The sequence below is a fragment of the Neorhizobium tomejilense genome, assembly GCF_964254135.1.
Lineage (GTDB): Bacteria > Pseudomonadota > Alphaproteobacteria > Rhizobiales > Rhizobiaceae > Neorhizobium > Neorhizobium tomejilense.
Map to the genome: position 1 here is coordinate 3,780,727 of NZ_CAXUSO020000001.1, position 15,388 is coordinate 3,796,114.

Consider the following 15,388-nt stretch of genomic DNA (forward strand, 5'->3'; position numbering starts at 1 on the left):
CCCTATCAAAGTTCGTCGACGGTGCGCGGGAAGACCGACTGGAAGCCTTCCGCATGGGTCGACTTGCGTCCACTGGCCTGGCCGCCGGAATTGCGCATGAAGTGGTTGCCGCGGTTCTCGGCGACGTTCTTGTAGAAGTCCCAGAGATGTTCCTGGCCTTCCATGCACTGGATGGCCGCCCACTTCTTTTCCCAGACGGGAGAGATGTCGAGGAAGACATCCGGCTTCCACTCCATCTGTTCGGTCTGGTGCGGTTCGAACAGGTAGAGCTGCGGCGCCCCAAGAATCTTTTCGCCCGGATTGTGGCCCCAGGCCTGGGCGATCATGCGTGCCTCGATCGCAACCTGCGTCGCGTACATGTGGTCGGTATTGTAGGGATCCCACTTGGAATGGGAGAGCATGAATTCCGGCTGAACCTTGCGGATCACGTCGACCAGCTTGAACTTGGCGTCCTGATCGACGACCAGCGGGTAGTCGCCGAGATCGAAGAACTGGATGTCGGTGACGTCTAGCGCTTTGGCCGCGTTTTCCGCTTCCCTGCGGCGCTCGGTCTTCACCTTTTCAAGCGTCATGCCCGGGTTTTTCCAGAGCTTGGCGCTTTCGCCGCGCTCGCCATAGGACAGGCAGACGACGGTGACGTCGTAGCCCTTTTCCTCGTGAAGTGCGATCGCGCCGCCGCAACGCCAGACGAAATCCGCCGAATGGGCGCTGATGACCAATGCTGTCTTTGCCATGGGATGCCTCTTGACTTACTTGTGTGCCACCGGCGGCGTGCCGTGCGTGTGGAAGGTTTCGATCGTCTTCATGCCCCAGGCCTGGCCCTTCTTGCGGTCGGCTTCAGTCCAGACGACCGGCTTCCAGTCCGGCCGAAGGATCAGGCGCGCGCCTGCATTGGCAAGCTCGACGCGGTTGCCGGCGGGCTCCCAGACGTAGAGGAAGAACGTGCCCTGGATCGCATGCTTGTGCGGGCCGGATTCGATGTGAACGCCGTTTTCCAGGAAGATGTCGGCGGCGCGCAAAATGTCCTCGCGCTGGTCGCAGGCATAGGTGACATGGTGGAAACGGCCGTGCGAACCGGTATGGTCCTCGGAGCAGGCAAGGTCATAGGTCTTGTTGTTAATGGTGAACCAGCAGCCGCCGATCCGGCCGTTGTCGAGCTGGATCATTTCGGTGACCCGGCTGCCGAGCGCCGTGGTCATGAACTCGCGGATCAGGCTGACATCGGCAGCAAGCAGGTTGACGTGGTCGAGGCGGCGCGGGCTTGCGCCGCGGCCATGGTAACGCTGGGCGATGTTCTTGAGCGCCGGCTTTTCTTCCGGCGGCGCCACATATTCCCTGGTGTCCCAGTAGAGCTCGAACAGATGGCCGTCGGGGCTCTTGAACTGATAGGCGCGACCATGACCGAGGTCTCCTTCCGTCCAGCCGACGCCCCAGCCCTTTTCCTCGATTACCCTGACACGGCGCTCCAGCGCTTCGGCGGACGAGGTGCGATAAGCGATGTGGCCGACACCGGTGGTGTGATGCCTGGTGAGCTTCAACGTGTGGAATTCGTAGTCGTCATAGGCGCGCAGATAGACGCTGTCGCCCTCGCGGCCGCTTTCGGTCAGCCCGTAGACACGGGTGAAAAAGTCGAGCGACTCGTCGAAACGGTCTGAATAAAGCTCGACGTGGCCGAGATGGGCGACATCATAACAGGGTTCGGTCATGGCTTTTCCTAGATGGTCGATCTATCGCGCCCGGCGGACAGGCGCATCTCCTCCAAAAATCGAGCCCGCGTCCTCCACTCCAACACGGCCGGCGCATGGGCGCCGCAGCTTGGCATGAAGACATAAAAGCAGATCGGCAGCCTGACGAATAGGTTCTGCTGACGCGGCATAAGTTTTGGTTGAGATCAGGAAAAACCGCCCGGCAAACGGCGGGCAAAGACGGGCGTCAGAGGCCCGAAGGAAAGGGCGCGGCGGCAGAACCGCCGCGCCAGGCGATATTACGCGCCGAGATAAGGTGCGACTTCGTGAAAGCCGCGCCAGATCATCTCGAGCGCCACGTAAAGGATGACGGCAAGACCGACATAGGCAATCCAGCGATGCTTGTTGAGCAGGCGGGCGATGAAGCTTGCCGCAATACCCATCAGCGCGATCGAGAGGATCAGGCCGAAAATCAGCACACCCGGATGTTCGTGGGCAGCACCCGCGACGGCAAGCACGTTGTCGAGCGACATGGAGACGTCGGCAATGACGATCTGCCAGGCAGCCTGGGCGAAAGTCTTGCGCGGAGCCCCGCCGGCGATCGTGCCATCGGCATTGAGGTCGGCATCCTGCAGCGCTTCGTTGGCTTCGTCCTCATGCTGATGGGGCGTGCGCAACTCGCGCCACATCTTCCAGCAGACCCAGAGAAGCAGGACACCACCGGCCAGCAGCAGGCCGACGATCTGCAGAAGCTGGGTCGTGGCAAGCGCGAAACCGATACGCAGCACTGTCGCTGCGATGATACCGACCAGAATGGCTTTGGACCGCTGTTCCTTCGGCAGGCCGGCGGCGGCAAGGCCGATGACGATCGCATTGTCGCCGGCCAGCACGAGGTCGATCATGATAACCTGCAGGAGGGCGGACAATGCCTCCGGCGTAAAGAATTCCATCATTTGGCACCCAATCTCTCAAAAGGCGGGAGTGCCCGCGAGTGGACCGAGACGAACTTGAGACGCTCACGACCTGCATTTCCGCCTGTCGTAGGTCACCGCCGTTGTCGTCACATGATTTCCACGAACACCAGGCACCCAAGTTGGACTAAATCCAGTCCGACATCACAGCTCAAGCATGAACTGTCAGAGGGGCCCGGTCCTGGTGGCGTGAGATTTAGCGGCATGATCGCGGAAACTCAAGTGGCGAGTTTATGAAACAGCCGGTTTTGGGCTGTTTTCGCCCGGGATCGTTGACGATCCGTTGTAATCTGCCCACAGCGCCCAAGAGCGGCATCGGTGGAAGTGGCCACCGGGCTTGCAGCGAACCACACCGGGATTACGAAAGGGTGGGGTCGAGCTTGTCGCGCAGCCAGTCACCGACAATGCTGATCGACAGGGTCGTCAGCATGATTACGACCGATGGAGCAAGCATGATCCACGGCGCGCGGGTCAGGTATTCGCGCCCGAAACCCACCATGTTGCCAAGGCTCGTCTCCGGCGGCTGCACGCCGAGGCCGAGGAAGGAAAGACCGCTTTCCATCAGGATGATTTCCGGGAAGGTCAGCGTCATCGAGACGATCAGCGTCGAGGCGACGTTCGGCAGGATGTGGTGGAAATAGACCCGCGCCGGTGTTGCGCCGAGCTGCACGACGGAGGCCGCATAGCCTTGCGAGCTTGCCGAGATCGCCAGGCCGCGGGCGATGCGGGCGTAACGCTCCCAGCCGTAGAACCCCATGAGGCAGACGAGCAGCACCATGGACGAGCCGAAAAAGGCGAGCACCGCGAGCGACATGATCAGGAACGGCAGCGCCGCCTGGAAATCGGCAAGCACCAGCACGAGATGTTCGACCGCACCCCGGAACTGCGCGGCCGCAAAGCCGAGCGCCGTGCCGAACACCGCAGACAGGATGGTGGCGCCGAAGGCGATGATCAGCGACACCCGGACCGACTGGAGGAGGCGCGAAAGCACGTCGCGGCCGAGCTCATCAGTGCCGAGCAGGTGTTTCAGGGCGCCTGGATGGGAAAGCCGGCTCGACAGGTCCATCGCGGTGATGTTGTAGGGGCGGATCTGGTCGGCGAAGATCGCAACCGCAACCATGGCCGCCAGCCAGAGAATGCCGAGGCCGACGGTGAATGGCACGTTGCGGCGCAGGCGCGAGATGAACGTCGCATACCAGCCGGGCGTCCGCGAGGTTTCCGACAGATTGATCGTAGCCATATCTCTTTGTCCTCAATGCGCCGCGTTGGAGCGAAGGCGGGGGTCGAGCCAACCGTAGAGCAGGTCGACGACGAGGTTCGAAACCACCATGGTGGCCGCGATGATCAGCAGGATGCACTGGACGACAGCGAGGTCGCGGTTGCCGACCGAGACGATCAGCAGGCGTCCGATGCCCGGCCACGAGAAGATCGATTCGACCACGACGGCGCCGGCGATCAGCGAACCGACCATGAAGCCGACGATCGTCACGATCGGCACGGCCGCATTCGGCAACGCATGGTTCCAGACGACATCAGGCCATTTCAGGCCCTTGGCGGAGGCGGTGCGGATATAAGGCTGGCCCATCACCTCGATCATGGCGCTGCGCGAGAAACGGGCGAGGATGCCGATGCCGCCGATGCTCATGGTGATCGTCGGCAGGATGCCATGCACCCATGTATCCTGGCCGCCGGAGGGCAACACCCCGAGGATGACCGCAAAGATCAGCACCAGCACCAGGCCCATCACGAAGGACGGGATCGTGAAGCCGAGGACCGCCAGCAGGATCACGCCGCGATCGGCGAAACTCTGGCGATGCAGCGCCGCGTAGACGCCGGCTGGTATGCCCAACAACAGCTTCAGCAGCAGCGCCGGCAGGGTCAGCTGCAGCGTCGCAGGCACGCGCTGCAGAACCAGATCCAGCGCCGACGCCTTGTCGCGCATCGACACGCCGAAATCGCCGGTGAAGATCGATTTGATATAGGCGAGGTATTGGACCCAGAGCGGCTGGTCGAGTCCCCAGGCACGGCGGAACGCGTCGACGGCCTCCTGGGGCACGTCCGGGCCGAGCATGACCTGGGCCGGGTCGCCCGACATACGCAGCACAACGAAGGCAAAAGTGACGACGGCAAAGATGGTGATCAAGGCCCGAAGGAGCCGAACGGCTACGAAGCGGATCATCGAAGGCTCCTCTCAGGCTGCGATCGAGGCGGCTTCGCCGGCAACGACATGGCAAGCGGCCGTGCGGCCATTGCCGATCGGGCGAAGCTGCGGCACGACGGAACGACAGACATCCCGTGCCAGCGCACAGCGCGGATGGAAGGCGCAGCCGGACGGACGATTGGCCGGGTTCGGCGGTTCGCCCTGGAGGATGACGCGTCCTTCGAGAATCTTGCCCGGCACCGGCACGCTGGAGACCAGCGCCTTGGTATAGGGATGTTGCGGCGAGTGGAAAATCACGTCGGAAGAGGCTTCCTCGACGATCCGGCCGAGATACATCACCGCCACCCGGTCGGCGATATTGCGCACCACCTTGAGGTCGTGGCTGATGAAGACCATGGCGATGCCGTTCTGCTCCTGCAGGTCGCGCAGCATGTTGACCACCTGCGCCTGGATGGAGACGTCGAGCGCGGACACCGGCTCGTCGCAGACCAGAAGCTTGGGGCGCGCGGCAAGCGCGCGAGCGATCACGGCCCGCTGCCGCTGGCCGCCCGACAGTTCGTGGGGGTAACGCCCGGCCTGATCCGGACGCAGGCCGACGGCCGTCATCAGCTCGGCAACGCGGGCTTCCTGATGCTGCTTCGGAATGAGCTTGTGGATCTCCAGCGGCTCGCCGATCTGTTTTGCGATCGTCACGCGCCGGTCGAGGGCTGCCAGCGGATCCTGGTAGACGAACTGCATCTTCGCCCGCAGGGCGCGCCATTGCGGCGTCTTCAGATGCGGCATCGGCTTGCCTTCGAACCGGACTTCGCCGCCCTGTGCGGCGTCGATACCGAGCAGCATCCGGCCGAGCGTCGATTTGCCCGAGCCGGACTCGCCGACCACACCCAGCGTCTCGCCGGGCTTCAGCGCCAGCGAGATGCCGTCCACGGCGCGCACCGGATGCGGCCGCGCAAAGATGCCGCGGCGGATCTGGTAGATGCGAACGAGATTGTCCGCTTCGATGAGGGCGGTCATAGCAGCATGTCCTCGGTCACTCTGGTTCTTGCCTCGACAGGCTCATTGGCCGGAACCGGCCGGAAGCAGGCGAGCTGCCGGCCATCGGTCGACGTCTCGAGCGCAGGGCGCTCGCTGCGACAGGCCTCGACCGCGCGAAAACAGCGCGGCGAGAAGGAACAGCCTTCGGGCAGATGTTTCGGGTTCGGAACCGTGCCGGGGATGGGGATGAGCCGGTGGCGGGGACCGTCGATCCGCGGGATCGCGTCGAAAAGACCGCGCGTATAGGGATGGCGCGGCTCGGAGAAGAGCTGGGCGACGCTGCCCTGTTCGACGATCCGGCCGGCATACATGACGCAGACCCGTTCGCAGACTTGTGAAACGGCACCGAGATCGTGGCTGATGAACACCGTCGCCATGCCGGTCTCGGCCCGGAGCTGGATCAGCAGGTCGAGAATCTGCGCCTGGATCGTGGCGTCGAGCGCGGTGGTCGGCTCGTCGGCGATCAACAGGTCCGGCTCGCCGGCAAGCGCCATGGCGATCATCAGCCGCTGACATTGGCCGCCCGAGAATTCGTGGGGGTAGAGGTCGAAACGGCGGCGGGCATCGGGAATGCCGACCATGTCCAAGAGCCGCAGCGCCTCTCGTCTGGCCGGGTCGCCCCTGAGCCCACGATGCAGCGCCAGCGCCTCGACGATCTGGCGGCCGATCCGGAGCACCGGATTGAGCGAGCTCGACGGGTCCTGGAAGATCATCGCGATCCGGCCGCCACGCACCCGTTCGAATGCCTCGCGGGAACCGCCGGCAAGCTCCTGTCCATCGAGCTGCACGGAACCGGTGACACTCGCCTTGCCGGGAAGCAGCCCCAGAGCCGCAAGCCACGTCACCGACTTTCCGCATCCCGACTCTCCGACGAGACCGACCGCTTCACCCCGACCCACGTTGAGATCGATGCCGTGCAGAACCTGAACGCCGTCGAAAGCGACCTTGAGGTCGCGCAACTCCACCAGATTGGACGATGCTCTATCCATATCCCGCCATACTCCTGCCTTCCGCCGTTTCCGGCCGACGACATTGCCGCTTTTCAAAACAGATGCTCCGGCGGCCCTTCGGTCGCCGGAGCAGTGGAGACAATCCGATCAGATCGCCCAGTTGGAGGAGCGGAAGTCCATCGCGAAGGCCGGAGCGGCCTTCCACTTGAGCGACGACTTCATGCCCGTGAACACGGCGTTCTGGTGCAGGACCTGGTAGACCGGGTCTTCGCGCTCGCAGATTTCCAGCATGCGGGCGATCGCCTTCTTGCGCAGCGCACGGTCGGTGGAGGTTTCCATGACCTGCGCAAGCTTGTTCATTTCGCCGTTCGTCCAGTCCTTCTTCTGCTGGACTTCGCCATTCGGGCCGAACTGCACGACGAGGGGAGTGATCGGGTCGTTGATCGTGTTGGAAGCCGACCAGTCGCGGACGCCTTTGACGCCTGCCGGATCATGGATCTGGCCCCAGTTTTCCTTCATTTCGATCTGCACGTTGATGCCGACCTGCTTCCACATCTCGACCATGATCTGGCCGTTGGCCGTCTGGTTCGTGTAGTAGTTGTTGAGCAGGCGGTACGGGATCGGGTCACCCTTGTAGCCGGCCTGCTTGATCAGGTCCTTCGCCAGCTGCGGATTGAATTCCGGAGCAGCCCAGCCTTCGATGAACATGTCCGAGGTGCGGAAGGATTCGAACTGCAGACCGGCCGGGACGACGGTCTGGCCGGCCCAGAGCGCCTCGACGATCGCCTTGCGATCGATCGAGTGCGTCATCGCGCGGCGCATCAGCGGATTGGCAAGGATCGGGTTCTGGGTGTTGAAGGTCGAAACGCGGTGGTTCCAGATGGTCGAACTCTGAACTTCAAAGCCCTTGGCCGCCCTGATCGTGGCGATCTGGTCCGGCGGCAGGTCGCAGGCGAAGTCGTACTGGCCGGAAAGCAGGCCGTTGACGCGCGAGGCGACTTCCGGAACTTCGACGAAGCGGATCTGGGCGAGCGGCGGGCGGCCACCCCAGTACTGGTCAAAGGCGACGAGCGTCAGCGAGACGTCCGGCTTGTATTCGGCAACCATGTAGGGACCGGTGGTAACCGGCTTGCGAGCCCATTCGGTAAACGACTTGGCTTCGTCCCAGGCGCGGCGGTTGGTGATCTGGCTGCCGCCGGAATAGAGGCGGCCTTCCAGCGTGACATCCGGCGTCGCGTTGTGGAAACGGACAGTGTACTTGTCGACGGCCTCGACGCCGGCAAGGGCCGGCCACAGACGACGGCCGACGCCGGGAACGGTAGCCGGCAGTTCCTTGACGGTGGTCGGCTTGTGCTCGGATTCGAAGATCGTCTTGCCGCCGGCCGGCTCCGTATTGCCGAACACCCGCTCCCTGGAGAACGAGAACGCGACGTCGTCGGCCGTCAGCTCGTCGCCGTTGTGGAACTTGACGCCCCGGCGCAGCTTCAGTTCCAGCGTCTTGTCGTCGATCCGCTTCCATTCGGTCGCGAGACCCGGGATCGGACCCTGGTTGCCCATCCAGTTGCGCAGGATGAGGCCTTCCCAAAGGTTCGGGAAGAAAACGCGCTCGCCGACATTCGACTGTTCGTGCCAGACGTCGAGCGTGTTGTTGTTGGTGATCTTCTGGACGGCGATGGTGATCGAGGGGCGCTTGTCGCCCTGTGCGATCGAGAAGCGCGGCAGGATCAGCGAACCGGCAGCGGCGCCGGCAAGACCAAGCGTGCTGCGGCGGGTGAAGTTGACCATGGAAATTGTCCTTTGGCTTCGGTTGATGGACGAGCTCGATCAGTCCCTGCGGGCCCGAGCGGTGACGGCTTAAGGGGTTCGCAGAGCCTGGCCCGCCAACGACACGCCATTTGCTCGGGCCGCGGACATGAAAGCCGCTCGCCCGATGAACAACGATAAGAAGCGTCTTGCTGCCGCTCACGACGACCCCCTGATTTACGGGGGTTATTTGGCCAGCCTGTGTTTCAGTTCCGTGACGCTATCTTGGCGATTCGATGAAATTGAACACGGATGCAAATTTCATCGTCTCGCGTTACAAATGTAATATTGCCGACACAAAATTCTGGCATCGAACCCTCTGCGTGGAGTTTCTTCCGGCGCATTCCCCCTCCCCACATTTTCTTTGTTTGATGGAGTTTTCCATGTCCTCCCTTCCCGTGATCGGCGCCGCCATGACGCTTGGCGAGCTCGAAATTCACCGCAACTGGCTTTTCGAAAAACAGCGCGATCTCGAACTCCAGGATTTCACCACCGCCGACGTATTGAACGGCGACTGGACGCCGCTTGCCGAGCGCGCCAGGAAGCTGCTGGACGGTTTTGACGGCCGCCTCGGCATCCACGGCCCGTTCTGGGGCTTCACCATCGCCTCGAATGACCCGGATATCCGCGCCGTCGTCGCCAAGCGCCTCAAGCAAGGCCTCGACGTCTGCGCGGCAATCGGCGCGACGCAGATGGTTGCCCACAGCCCCTATACGACCTGGTCCTACAACAACCTCGACAACAACAAGGGCGAGCCGGAGCGCGTCGTCGAGCACGTGCATCTGACGATGCGCGATGCCGTCAAGCAGGCCGAGGATATCGGCGCCGTGATCGTTCTGGAAAACATCGAGGATATCGACCAGCACGTCCGCGTGGCACTCGCCGACAGCTTCAACTCACCGGCCGTCGCGGTCTCGATCGATACCGGCCACGCCCATTACGCGCATGGCTCCACCGGCGCTCCGCCGGTCGATTATTATGTGAAGGCAGCCGGCAACCGCCTGCAGCACGTCCACCTGCAGGACGCCGACGGATACGCAGACCGCCACTGGGCGCTTGGCGAAGGCAATATCCTCTGGCCGTCGGTCTTCCAGGCACTTGCCGATCTCACCAGCAATCCGCGCCTGATCGTCGAGATCAAGGACAAGTCGAAGATCCCGGCTTCCGTCGAGTATCTCGCTTCGCTCGGCCTCGGCCAGTAGGCTGAACTTCGAAAGCTTACACCCCGGCGCACGGCGCCGGGGTTACCGCAGTTCCGGAGACATGTCCCGCAGGTGCGACTGGGTGGCGAGGATATCCCCCACCATCATCTCCCGCGCCAGCGCGCCGTTGCGCTCGCGAAGCGCCGCGACGATCCGGAAGTGATAGGACGAGAACGGGTGTACGACGCCCTTGTCGAATTCCTTTTCCACGTAATTGGTCAGCATCCGCATATAGGGGCCGAACCGCAGCCAGAGCATCTCGATATGCTGGGGCAGCACCTCGGAACGCGAAGCCTCGTAGATGCCGAAATGGAATTCCTGGTTCTTGCGCAGCATGCCGTAGACGTCGCCGGCCTTGCCGGTTTCCTCATGCTCGCGCGCAAGCACTTCCGAACGGTCGATATCCTCGTCGCTCATATGCTTGGCGGCGAGTTCCGTCGCCAGCCCCTCGAGCGCGATACGCGCCTGGCAGAGATCGTCGAGCCGCTCGCGCGAAACCGCCGGCACCCGGGCCGAACCGTTATGCCCGATTTCCAGTCCGTTTTCCGCCGCAAGCCTTCGGAGCGCCTCGCGCACCGGCATGTGGCTGGTGCCGAACTCGGTTGCCAGCGACGAAATGGTGATCGCCTGCGACGGGGCAAAGGAACCCCACATCAGCGCCCGGCGCAGCTGTTCGTAGACCGTATCCTGAACGGTCACGCGCGACGTGACCTTCAAAAGCCCGCTATCCGCCATCCTTGCCCTCTGATCCCATTCAAATCACAACCAGGCCTCGCATAACGGGCCACGCTCTTCAAGTCTCTTGGGCGTCGGACCCTCTGCTGTTCCCGACGCGATTCCCCTTGATCAAATGCCAATGGCACAATAGAACATTTGAAAGTTTGATCAAATGCTCATTCGGCAACAGGCCCAACATAGACACGGGGAAGTTGGTTGTCACCTGCATCCCCTCTTCATCGATGAATACGACACCTGGGAGAAATCCATGAACACGCATGTCACGGCAGGCGACAATCTCGCCAAGGCTTTTCCGGTCGATGAGCTGAGGCTGAAATTTCCGGCCCTTCAGAAATACAAGGACTTCATCTTCTTCGAAAATGCCGGCGGTGCCCAGGTTCCCCAGGCCGTCGTCGATGCGGTCGCGGCCCATCTCGTAGACTGCAACGTGCAGCGCATGGCGCCCTATCTCCACAGCCAGGGCGTCGACCGCACCATTGCCGAAGCCCGCGTCTCGGTCGGCCTGCTGGTCAATGCCTACCGTCCGGAGGAAATCTCCTTCGGCCTCAACGCCACGTCATTCATCCGCCTCGTCAGCCTCGGCATCGCCAAGATGCTGCAGGAGCGCAACGAGATCATCGTCACCGACATGGACCATGACGCCGACATCGCCACCTGGATGGCGCTAGAGGCCGACGGCGCCCAGATCGTCTGGTGGAAGATGCGCGAAGACGGCATGCTGCATACCGACGACCTGAAGCCGCTCCTGAACGACAAGACCCGCCTGGTCGCCTGCACCGTCACCGCCCATTCGATTGGCACGATCGTCGACGTGGCAACCGTCGGCAAGCTGGCGCATGCGGCCGGCGCCGAGGTCTTCCTCGATTGCGTGCACTACGGCCCGCACGCGCTGATCGACGTTCAGGCCTGGGATTGCGACTACCTCGTCTGCTCCGGCTACAAGAATTTTTCGCCGCATATGGGCTTCCTCTGGGGCCGTTATGACGCGCTGGTCAAGCTGCCTACCTTCAAGGAAGACTTCATTCCGGACGTGCCGCCCTACAAGATCGAGGTCGGCACTTTCACGTACGAGAACGTCGCCGGCATGAATGCTGCCGTGCTCTATCTCGAAGACCTCGGCCACAGGTTCCTTCCCGACGGCGAACATTCGCGCCGAGATGCACTTGCCGCTGCCATGGGCGCCATCCGCGCCTACGAGCAGACGCTGTCGAAGAAGATGCTGTCGGTCTTGAAGAAGCACGGCGCGACGATCTACGGCGTCTCCGACGAAGCCCAGGTGGAAAAGCGGGTTCCGACGATCTGCTTCAACATTCCGGGCCTGACGCCGCAATTTCTCTCGACCGAGCTCGGCAAGAACAGCATCGGCAGCCGTGACGGCCACATGTTTGCGCCGCGGCTGATGAAGCGCCTCGGGCTGACCATGGAAACGGGCTGCATGCGCGTGTCCATGGTCCACTACAACAAGGTGGAAGAGATCGACCGTTTCGACACAGTGCTCGGCGAGATCATCGCCAAGGCCAAGTGATGCAAAGCCCTCCGCGGGAGCCGATCCCGCGGAGGTATTCATCTCACTTGAGGTGGTGATAGCGGCGCCGGAAATAGACGAGCGCTTCTTCGTCCTCCGGACCATGGGCAATCCCGACGACCCGGCAGAACAGCACGTGATGCGTGCCGCTCTCGACGACATTTTCCACTTCGCAATCGAAAGACACGACCGCATCGGTCAGCCGCGGCGATCCCGTCGCGGCGAGCACCCAATCGCCCACCGCAAACCGGTCATCCTGCGGCGTCGAGCCGCCGAACAGCCTCGACATCGGCTCGTGGCCTGCAGCCAGTGTATTGACGCAGAGCACGCGATTTTTCTCGAACATGCCGGCGACCGAACTTGACCGGTTAAGGCAGACGAGCAACGTCGGCGGCCGGTCCGTCACGCTGCAGACGGCCGACGCCGTGAAGCCCGCAAGCCCGCCCGGTCCGTCTGTCGTGACGATGTTCACGGCCGCTGCCAGCTGCGCCATGCCTTCCCGGAAGGCGAGCCGCGTCGCGTCCACTTCGTCGCTTTGAATATTTATCGTCATTCGACCCTCAGCCCCGCTTTTCTCAACAAAGGCATGACGCGATCGCAGAAGAAAGGCAGCTCATAGGTGTAGTTTACGAAAGACATGGCAATGCCGGAATACCCCTGTTCGGCGATCGCGATCATGTCTTCGACGATCTTTTCCGGTGTACCGATCAACGGATAACCGCCGGCGCCGCCTGCAAACCGCTTTCGATACAGATCGTAAGCATTTTTGTCGTGCGACTGGGTGAACTCCTTCTTGCCGGCCATATGCGCATCGACCGCCGCGTGATCGGCCATCGTCACCGCATACCGTTCGTAATAATCCTCGGCCTCCTGCTGACTCTCGCGGCAGACGACGTGGCAGACCGTATAGGCGCCGACATCGCGCCCGAGCTTGTCGGCCCGGCTCCTGATGTCCTCCACGTGTTTTCCAGCCTCGGAGATCTCCGTGAACGTCGTGAACAGGTATTCGCAGTTCTTGGCCGCGAAATCCCGGCCGGGGCCTCCGAAGGCAGCGTTCATGGTGACCGGCCGCGGCGACTGCAGGCTGGCGGGCCGGCTGACGACGTCCTTGAGCTTGTAATAGGTGCCGTCATAGTCAAACGGAGCGTCCGACGTGTAGGCCCGCTCCATGATCTCCAGCCATTCGTCGGCCTGGTCATAACCCTTCTCGACCAGCGGCACGCCGAACATGCCGAATTCCTTGGGGTTCCAGCCGCAGACGATATTGAGGCCCGCCCGGCCGCCGCTGATATGATCGACGGTGGCGAGCGCCTTTGCCGCATAAAGGGGGTGCAGGAGCGGTACGTGCACGGTCATGAACAGCCCGATCCGCTCGGTGACGGAAGCAAGGCCGGCCGCCCAAGTGAATGTCTCGAACGACCATTCGCGCACCCGGTTCTTGCCGCCGAAACCTTTCCAGCGGGCGATCGGCAGGAAGAAGTCGAGCCCGCCGCGGTCGGCGATCTGCACGGCATTGAGATTGTCTTCCCATCGGGCCTGCCAGCGTTCCGGCACGTCGGTGATCGCAAGCCCACCGTCGGCATTCGGCGAAAAGACGCCGAGTTTCAGTCTGCTTGGGCCTTTCAGCGGATGCGGCTTGATCATGCTGTTCCTCTCTTTGGTATTCTTCTGCGGGCGGGACGCGCGGTCTCCGCCTCCTGCAACTGGCGCCGCCGGACGGAGAGGTAGGCCTCCTCCGCCGCGAACATGAAAAGCGTCATGCGGTCCTGGACCATCAGCGGATCATGCGCGAGAAAAGCCGCATGAATGCGGGAAAGGCCGTCGATATAAAGGCCGGCCGTAGCCGGATCGGCGAACGTGCCGAGCCGCACCGACTGGAAATAATCGATGAAGCGGGAAATCGTCGCCGCCATATGCGGGTTGTTGACGGCCTTCAGCCACGCATTGCGGAAATCGACATTGGCCGCCAGCAGGGCTGGAATATCGCTTTGGCTCAGCGACAGCTCCACCCGGTTCATCGCCGCCGTGATCTCCGCCTCGATCTCCGGCGTCATGTCGCGGGCGGCACAGGCCGCGGCACGCGGCTCTAGCTGGCGGCGCACCTCGAAAAGCCCGGAAATATCGTCCAGCGACAATTCCCGCACCGCAAAGCCGCGCGTCGTGCCGACAAGGTAGCCTTCGGAAACCAGCCGAAGCAGCGCCTCGCGCGCCGGCATGCGGGAAATGCCGTGAGCGTTGGCGATTTCGGTATCCACCAGGCGATCGGTCGGCGAAACGGCACTCCGCTGCAGCTTCAGCCGCAGATCGGCATAGATCGCATCCACCAGATTGTCGCTCGGCTTTAACATCGAAATCTCCTGTGGAAACAGTATACTGATTTTGTCGTTTATCAAGGGGGTTCCCTTATATTGCGCGTCAATGCCTTAATTAACGTCATTTTCAGTATACGGTTTAATTCACTTGCAGCTCCAGGAATTTTAGGCTTAAATTTTAATTTGGCGTAGTTCAAAGCCGTTTCAGCAGACTTCATAAGGCATCCCGATGAGCGACTTCCGCAGGAAATGTATTGGTCATGAGCGCGTCATCGGCACATTCGCGGCGATCCCGCATCCGGTCGCAATCGAGGTGACTGCGGCGAGCGGCCTCGACTTCATCTGCATCGACGCCGAGCATGCTCAGATCGGCCGTGAGCTGATCGAAAACCTCGTCCGTGCCGCCGATGTCCATCGCGTGCCCGCCATGGTGCGCGTTCCGGGCCACGCCCCGGAATCGATAGCCGCCGTGCTCGACGCCGGAGCTGCCGGCGTGCTGGTGCCACGCGTCTCGACCGTCGCCCAGGCCAAGGCCGCCGTTCTGGCGACCCGCTATCCGCCGATAGGCGAACGCGGCGTCGGCCCGGGACGTGCCGCGGGCTACGGCTACCGCATTCCCGACTATCTGAAATCGGCGAACGAAAGCCTCGTCTTGGCAATCCAGATCGAGACCGCCGAAGGGCTGGCCAATGTCGAAGAAATCGTCGCCGTAGAAGGTATCGACGTGGTCTTCATCGGCCCCGGCGACCTCTCCGTCTCGATCGGCGCGATAGGGCCGGATGGAGCCGAGAAGCTGGACGCGGCCATTCTCAGGATCACCAAAGCCGCGCGCAAGGCAGGCAAGGCCGTCGGCATATTCCGCCCCTCCGCCGATGACGTCGGCAAATGGTCGGAAGCCGGCATCAGCTTCTATCTGCTCTCAAGCGATACGAGGTTTCTCGGCGCCGGCATCGCTGCCGACGTTGCCGCCGCACGCTCCGCATAAGCTGCATCGATTTTCCAGGAG

15 protein-coding genes are annotated in these 15,388 nt (G+C 62.4%); 3 read left to right on the forward strand and 12 right to left on the reverse strand.

Annotated elements, in window-relative coordinates:
• Window positions 1-5 precede the first annotated feature (5 nt).
• From ACSQ3G_RS18735 to ACSQ3G_RS18770, 8 genes are all read right to left on the reverse strand, one after another.
• Window positions 6-734, reverse strand: coding sequence for a PIG-L deacetylase family protein (locus tag ACSQ3G_RS18735; RefSeq protein ID WP_046665258.1), 729 nt, complete (start codon window positions 732-734; stop codon window positions 6-8).
• Between the two features lie 15 nt (window positions 735-749).
• Window positions 750-1,706 (reverse strand): VOC family protein, encoded by a 957-nt coding sequence (locus ACSQ3G_RS18740; protein WP_046665259.1) that lies wholly within the window; start codon window positions 1,704-1,706, stop codon window positions 750-752.
• 278 nt (window positions 1,707-1,984) lie between these two features.
• Window positions 1,985-2,638 (reverse strand): TerC family protein, encoded by a 654-nt coding sequence (locus tag ACSQ3G_RS18745; protein ID WP_436111085.1) that lies wholly within the window; start codon window positions 2,636-2,638, stop codon window positions 1,985-1,987.
• Window positions 2,639-3,014: 376 nt separating this feature from the next.
• Window positions 3,015-3,896, reverse strand: coding sequence for an ABC transporter permease (locus ACSQ3G_RS18750; protein ID WP_436111086.1), 882 nt, complete (start codon window positions 3,894-3,896; stop codon window positions 3,015-3,017).
• Window positions 3,897-3,908: 12 nt separating this feature from the next.
• Window positions 3,909-4,835 (reverse strand): ABC transporter permease, encoded by a 927-nt coding sequence (locus ACSQ3G_RS18755; RefSeq protein ID WP_436111087.1) that lies wholly within the window; start codon window positions 4,833-4,835, stop codon window positions 3,909-3,911.
• Between the two features lie 12 nt (window positions 4,836-4,847).
• Complete coding sequence (locus tag ACSQ3G_RS18760) at window positions 4,848-5,831, reverse strand: ABC transporter ATP-binding protein (protein ID WP_436111088.1); 984 nt, start codon at window positions 5,829-5,831, stop codon at window positions 4,848-4,850.
• Entirely contained in the window at window positions 5,828-6,841 is a 1,014-nt protein-coding gene (locus ACSQ3G_RS18765) for an ABC transporter ATP-binding protein (protein WP_436111089.1), read from the reverse strand. Before ACSQ3G_RS18765 ends, ACSQ3G_RS18760 begins: the two co-directional genes overlap by 4 nt.
• Before the next feature lie 108 nt (window positions 6,842-6,949).
• Complete coding sequence (locus ACSQ3G_RS18770) at window positions 6,950-8,587, reverse strand: ABC transporter substrate-binding protein (RefSeq protein ID WP_436111090.1); 1,638 nt, start codon at window positions 8,585-8,587, stop codon at window positions 6,950-6,952.
• Between the two features lie 401 nt (window positions 8,588-8,988).
• Between ACSQ3G_RS18770 and ACSQ3G_RS18775 the strand changes: the two genes are divergently transcribed.
• The gene (locus ACSQ3G_RS18775; protein WP_436111091.1) at window positions 8,989-9,807 is read left to right on the forward strand and encodes a sugar phosphate isomerase/epimerase family protein; all 819 of its coding nucleotides are present in this window, start codon (window positions 8,989-8,991) and stop codon (window positions 9,805-9,807) included.
• Between the two features lie 42 nt (window positions 9,808-9,849).
• Here the strand turns inward: ACSQ3G_RS18775 and ACSQ3G_RS18780 are convergent, their stop codons facing one another.
• The gene (locus ACSQ3G_RS18780; RefSeq protein WP_046638008.1) at window positions 9,850-10,542 is read right to left on the reverse strand and encodes a GntR family transcriptional regulator; all 693 of its coding nucleotides are present in this window, start codon (window positions 10,540-10,542) and stop codon (window positions 9,850-9,852) included.
• Window positions 10,543-10,792: 250 nt separating this feature from the next.
• On the opposite strand from ACSQ3G_RS18780, the gene ACSQ3G_RS18785 reads away from it, so the two are divergent.
• Window positions 10,793-12,070 (forward strand): cysteine desulfurase-like protein, encoded by a 1,278-nt coding sequence (locus tag ACSQ3G_RS18785; RefSeq protein WP_436111092.1) that lies wholly within the window; start codon window positions 10,793-10,795, stop codon window positions 12,068-12,070.
• Between the two features lie 43 nt (window positions 12,071-12,113).
• Here the strand turns inward: ACSQ3G_RS18785 and ACSQ3G_RS18790 are convergent, their stop codons facing one another.
• The 3 genes from ACSQ3G_RS18790 to ACSQ3G_RS18800 are packed head-to-tail and all read right to left on the reverse strand — an operon-like array spanning window position 12,114 to window position 14,418.
• Window positions 12,114-12,623 carry a flavin reductase gene (locus ACSQ3G_RS18790; RefSeq protein ID WP_105403783.1) on the reverse strand — a complete coding sequence of 170 codons (510 nt, stop codon included), beginning with the start codon at window positions 12,621-12,623 and terminating at the stop codon, window positions 12,114-12,116.
• A complete protein-coding gene (locus tag ACSQ3G_RS18795) occupies window positions 12,620-13,714 on the reverse strand; it encodes an LLM class flavin-dependent oxidoreductase (protein ID WP_436111093.1) in 1,095 nt (364 codons plus the stop codon). Before ACSQ3G_RS18795 ends, ACSQ3G_RS18790 begins: the two co-directional genes overlap by 4 nt.
• Window positions 13,711-14,418, reverse strand: coding sequence for a GntR family transcriptional regulator (locus ACSQ3G_RS18800; RefSeq protein WP_436111094.1), 708 nt, complete (start codon window positions 14,416-14,418; stop codon window positions 13,711-13,713). Before ACSQ3G_RS18800 ends, ACSQ3G_RS18795 begins: the two co-directional genes overlap by 4 nt.
• Before the next feature lie 193 nt (window positions 14,419-14,611).
• Between ACSQ3G_RS18800 and ACSQ3G_RS18805 the strand changes: the two genes are divergently transcribed.
• Window positions 14,612-15,367 carry an HpcH/HpaI aldolase family protein gene (locus ACSQ3G_RS18805; protein ID WP_436111095.1) on the forward strand — a complete coding sequence of 252 codons (756 nt, stop codon included), beginning with the start codon at window positions 14,612-14,614 and terminating at the stop codon, window positions 15,365-15,367.
• The last annotated feature ends 21 nt before the right edge of the window (window positions 15,368-15,388 follow it).